The following is a 4559-nucleotide window of genomic DNA, read 5'->3' on the forward strand; positions in this document are numbered from 1 at the left end:
TAATGGTGACGTCGGATATTGAAACTGTCTGAATGCCCCTTGGGCTGTGTGTCTGTCGTCGGTGTCATCGCGGTTGACAGGCTCGGATCAGCGACGCAAGCAGTTGTGTCGGGTCGTGCAGGGGGCGGGCGCCGTCGGTGACGACGCGGCGGGTGCCGGGATCGACCGGGTCTGTTTGTGCCCACTCGGGGGATCCGATGTTGATCTCGACTTCCAGGCCCGACTCGGTCGCATAGCGTCGTTCGGTGATCGGTCCCCACGGTTGCGTTCGGATCGGTCTGCCCAGGGCGAGTTCGTCGGCCCAGCTGTCGTTGCAGTACTGCGGTTGGTCCGTGGTGAGCAGGACGATATCGATGTCGGAGTCCGCGTGCGGGGCGTTGCGGGCGTGTGAACCGACGAGGAGCAGGCCGACGATGTCCTGGCGGTGAGCGGCCCAGTGCGTGATGCGGTCGATGATGGCGATGGCTTCGTCAGCATGCTCGGGCGAAAGTTCGGCGCGGTCTGCTGGTTGTTGGTCTGGATGGGTCATGTGGGCTCCGGCATCTGTTGGCGCTTGCTGATTTCGGCGGCGTAGCTGGTCCAGTCTCCGGCGGACAGTCGCTGCCATGCGACGGCGACGTCGGTGTGGATGCCGAGGGTGCGGGCCAGGATCGCTGCGGGGATCTCGGTGGCGAGTTGGAACAGCGCGGTGCTGCGAGCGGCGCCCGGGCGAATGTCGAGTCGCCTCAGTCGCTGAGTCAGCTGGCCGGTGCTGATAGGGCGGCCGGGTTGACCGCCCGGGAACAGCCAGATCGACGGTGTCAGGGCGCCAATTGTGGCGTGGCCCTTGCGATTTGCCGTAACCATTCGGGCGAGGTCGGCGACGGGATCGGGTAGGTGTATGGGTGAGCTGCCAAGGTGCAGCCGGACCGGGTCGACCTCGGTTTCGACGTCGACGACGGTCAGGCGGGAAATCGTCGCAGCGGTCTGGGCGTAGAGGAGAACCAGCAGGCCCGCCAGCCGGTCGTCTGGCTTGAGGGTGTCGTCGTGCAGTAGGCGGCGAGCGATGTTCCAGCGGTGCTCGTCCTCGAGGGGCCGGGTGGGGCCCATCCAGCGGTGGGCGCCGACGCGGACGCTGGTGAGCTTGTTCTTGTGGGCCCATCGGATGAAATGCCCTGCCGCGCCACGGTTTGTCGCGGTGTCGTCGGTGAGCCATCGATCGAGATCGGCTTGCCGACAGGCACCGAGCGTGAGGCCGTGTGCGGTGAGCCAGTCGAGGAAGGCGATCGCCGCGTAGGTGCGTTGGCGCACCGAGTTGAACTGCTGGATGGTGGTGAGGCGTCCGTTGTTTCGTTGCCGCAGTCGGCGGATCAGCTGCCAGACCGTGTAGCGGTGCAGCACTTGCCGTTGCTCCAGGTCGGACTGGGCGGCCAAGGTCTGGTCGGCGAATCGCTGGATGCGGACCATCTGCTCATCGCGTTGCGGCAGGGCACCGACACCGATGAGAACCTGCCGCAGGTGCGCCAGAGGCGGGCTGTCGGGAAGTTCGTCGAGCGCCTCGTGTGTCATGTCGCGGCGGCCGGCCGCGAGGTCAGCCAGGACCGGCGCGACGGACTTCTTCTTCAGCCATCGCATCGCGGTGATGGGGTGTTCGGCGGTGGCGATGTTGTGCCGCAGTGCCTGCAGGCCGGGGTGAAGCGATTCCGAGGGTGGGCCGAGGATCTCGTTGAGGCGCTGGTTGATCAGACAGCGGATGCATTGGCCGGGATGCGGATAGGACGGATCACTGCAGGTCGGGCAGTCGTGCCAGACAGTGCGTGTGGTGCAGTCCCCGCAGCGTGGCTGGGCGAGGGTGCCTGAGATGACGGCGGCGGTCCGGCCGCAGGAACTGCATCGTGCTGTGCGCCGCTGGCAGGAAGGACACCACCGGCGGCCGGTGATTCGTGATGTGCCGCAGGGTTTTTCCTCGCCGCAGATCGAACACGATGCGGTCGGCAGGGGTGGGCAGGGGCCGCAGATCGGCCCGTCCGGTGTTCGCAGGCTGACCGGGCGGCGACGCCCGCAGTTGAGACAGACTTCGAGGTTGTCCGGATCGGTGACCAAGCAGTTCGGGCAGATCGGCCGACCGTGTTCATCGCGGGTCGCGGGCTCGCGGTGGCCGCCGCAACGCGAGCATTCCTCGGTGCGGGTGCGGGCGATGCAGGTGCGGCAGACACGTTGCCCATCCAGAGGTTTGTCGATGTGGACGACGCGGTGGCAACGCGGGCAGGACGGTCGGACGATCCCGGCGACCCCCGCCGCGTGAAGGGCTTCGATCAACGGGACGATCGCGCGGATCGGCGCTAGATGCCCAGCGCCGGTGAGTAATTCGGGCTGGGCTTCCAAGGCCCAACCGATCCGCCGTTGATGTGCGGGCCGGGATGCGAGCTTGCCGACCGCATCGGCGATGACACCTCGCTCGACAGCGGGATCCAGCTCGGCGACGACGGCATGGATGATCGAGATCGGATCGCGGTCGTCACGGTCGGGGCATTGCGCGCAACGCGGCTGCCCGAACCGATCACGGGTCGAGGTGTGCTTGAGCCGGCCGCAGGAAGCGCAGGGCAGCCGGCGCAGGCAGCAGGTCCCGCAGTACCAATCCTGGCCGCGGCGTTGCAGGGTCCGCATCGGTCGGCCGCAGTCGGCGCAGACAGGCTGGGCGACCATCGCCCCGACCTTCCGCAGTTCGATCAGCAGGTCGCCGATGGCCCGAGGCGCTGGGGACCGTCCATCGGTCAACACGCTGGGCCGCTCGGCGAGGAAGGCCGCCAAACGCCGCGATTTGGCCCGCCCGCCCGCAACGACCGATACCACGGTTCGGATCGGTTCGGGCCCGCACTGATCGTCGACGGTCACGACCAGGTCCGCCATGAACCCGATCGGGTCCGAGATCACGCGGTTGTGGTCTGCGCCGGTCACGGCAGGTTGGCGCCACGGACGCGAGCCCGCTTCGGGCGCAAATCCCCGATGCTGGTTTCGGCGCCGACAGCCTTCTTCGTGCGCGCGGCGGCTTGGGCGGACACCGTCGGCTCGATCAGATCGTCGATGGTGCAGTCGAGGATATCCAGCAACGCCATCAGGATCTTCAGACTCAACCGTTCGGGGCGTTCGACCACCAGCCGGTAGACCTGACTCGACGACAGCACGATCTCGCGGTCCGCGAGCGGCTCGAGCAGATCAGTGGTCTGGAACATCCCCCGGTCGGCCATGACCCTGCGCAGGTGCCAGTGGTAGTCGAGCTTGGCGGGCATCATCGATCCTTATCTGCCGCAACGGCGGTCGAGGCGAGTGCGGGTGCAAGCGCCTTCGCCAGCGCGGTGTTCATGTAGTCGGAGCTGACGTGGGTGTAGATCGCCGTGGAACTATCGCATTCGTGCCCAACCTGCGATTGGATAAACCGCCGGTCAACCCCATCTTCGGTGAGGTGGGTGACGTAGGAATGTCGTGCGGAATGCACGACCAACTCCCGTGGCAGTTTCAGCGCATCCCGATAGGCGACGAACCGGGCGTTGATCTCCGCGGGCTTGATCCGCCCGCCGCGCTCGGTGACCCAGAGCGCCGGATGCTCGGGGCAGCCGAACCTAGGCCGCACGTTCTCGACGTAGTCGGCGACAGCTTCCACCGCCCAATCCATCACCGACAACACGTTCCGGCGCCTCGGCGGCTGCCCTCGCTTCGCCTTGCCGTAGCGGACGTTGAGTGTGCCGTATCGGCCGAACTGCAGTGCTTTCGGATTGCGGCCGAAGTCCACCAGGTCCAGCTTGGCCGCCTCGGTGCGGCGCAGGCCCCACCCGTAGATCACCTTGAAGATCGTCGCATCGCGGTAAGCGGCAAGGGCCCCTTTGCGTTTCGACCGCACGGCCCGCTCCACCTGATCGTCGGCATAGTCCAGGAACCGCTGTATCTCCTCCCGCGTGAACGGCCTCGACTCCGGTCGGCCCTCGTAGTCGTTGAGATGGGCGATCGTGTTCCACTCGTGGCAGATCGCCACCGGATGCGTGCCGAACGCGTCCTCGCACGCCACCGCCCACCCGTACCGGCCGTCGATCAGGAACTCGCTGAACAGCCGCAACCCGCAATGATAGCCGCGAATCGTGGACGGCGCCAAGTGTTTTTCGCTGGTCAGCCAGAGCGACCACTCGTCGATGTGTGTCGGTGTCCACTGCCACGGGTAGTCGTTGACGAACTCCATGAACCGGCGGACCAGGTTCTCCCGGGCCGTGATCGTCTCCTCCCGCAGGCCACGGGCAGCCTGCTGAGCGCGCCAACCACGAAACATCGCCTCCGCCATCGCATCCTGTGGACGCAACTGCGCCACCCCGGACACCAGCTCCAGATGAGCCGCCCCAGCGAGATCGACCTGCCGCAACCCACCCTCCTCACGCCACCGAACAGTGCGAGAATCATGCATCAGATGGGCTAAATGAGGCAAACCAGCTGGCCAACAGGCATTCTCACACCAACAATTCGGCCTTCTCGCCCCGGCTCACCGTCAGGCAACCAGCAGATTCTCGCCCGTTTGATGCAATTCCCGAGAGAGG

4 protein-coding genes are annotated in these 4559 nt (G+C 66.3%); all 4 read right to left on the reverse strand.

Translation table 11 applies throughout. The annotated features are described in order from the left end of the window. Window positions 1-64: 64 nt before the first annotated feature. The 4 genes from ACWEO7_RS38135 to ACWEO7_RS38150 are packed head-to-tail and all read right to left on the reverse strand — an operon-like array spanning window position 65 to window position 4309. Window positions 65-529 carry a nucleotidyltransferase domain-containing protein gene (locus ACWEO7_RS38135; protein ID WP_452430553.1) on the reverse strand — a complete coding sequence of 155 codons (465 nt, stop codon included), beginning with the start codon at window positions 527-529 and terminating at the stop codon, window positions 65-67. Continuing rightward, window positions 526-2937: a hypothetical protein gene (locus tag ACWEO7_RS38140; RefSeq protein WP_452430555.1), complete on the reverse strand. Its 2412-nt coding sequence runs from the start codon at window positions 2935-2937 to the stop codon at window positions 526-528. The genes ACWEO7_RS38135 and ACWEO7_RS38140 overlap by 4 nt, the downstream gene beginning before the upstream one ends. Further along, on the reverse strand, window positions 2934-3269 hold the full coding sequence (locus ACWEO7_RS38145; RefSeq protein WP_452430557.1) for a helix-turn-helix domain-containing protein: 336 nt from the start codon (window positions 3267-3269) through the stop codon (window positions 2934-2936). The genes ACWEO7_RS38140 and ACWEO7_RS38145 overlap by 4 nt, the downstream gene beginning before the upstream one ends. Continuing rightward, complete coding sequence (locus ACWEO7_RS38150) at window positions 3269-4309, reverse strand: tyrosine-type recombinase/integrase (RefSeq protein WP_452430559.1); 1041 nt, start codon at window positions 4307-4309, stop codon at window positions 3269-3271. The genes ACWEO7_RS38145 and ACWEO7_RS38150 overlap by 1 nt, the downstream gene beginning before the upstream one ends. Between the last annotated feature and the right edge of the window lie 250 nt (window positions 4310-4559).

This window comes from Nocardia sp. NPDC004260 (genome assembly GCF_053603155.1).

What these genes read in the sequence shown, in the direction of transcription:
- ACWEO7_RS38150 (WP_452430559.1), bottom strand. Translation starts at nt 4,309, where the DNA reads ATGGCGGAGGCGATGTTTCGTGGTTGGCGCGCTCAGCAGGCTGCCCGT.
- ACWEO7_RS38145 (WP_452430557.1), bottom strand. Translation starts at nt 3,269, where the DNA reads ATGCCCGCCAAGCTCGACTACCACTGGCACCTGCGCAGGGTCATGGCC.
- ACWEO7_RS38135 (WP_452430553.1), bottom strand. Translation starts at nt 529, where the DNA reads ATGACCCATCCAGACCAACAACCAGCAGACCGCGCCGAACTTTCGCCC.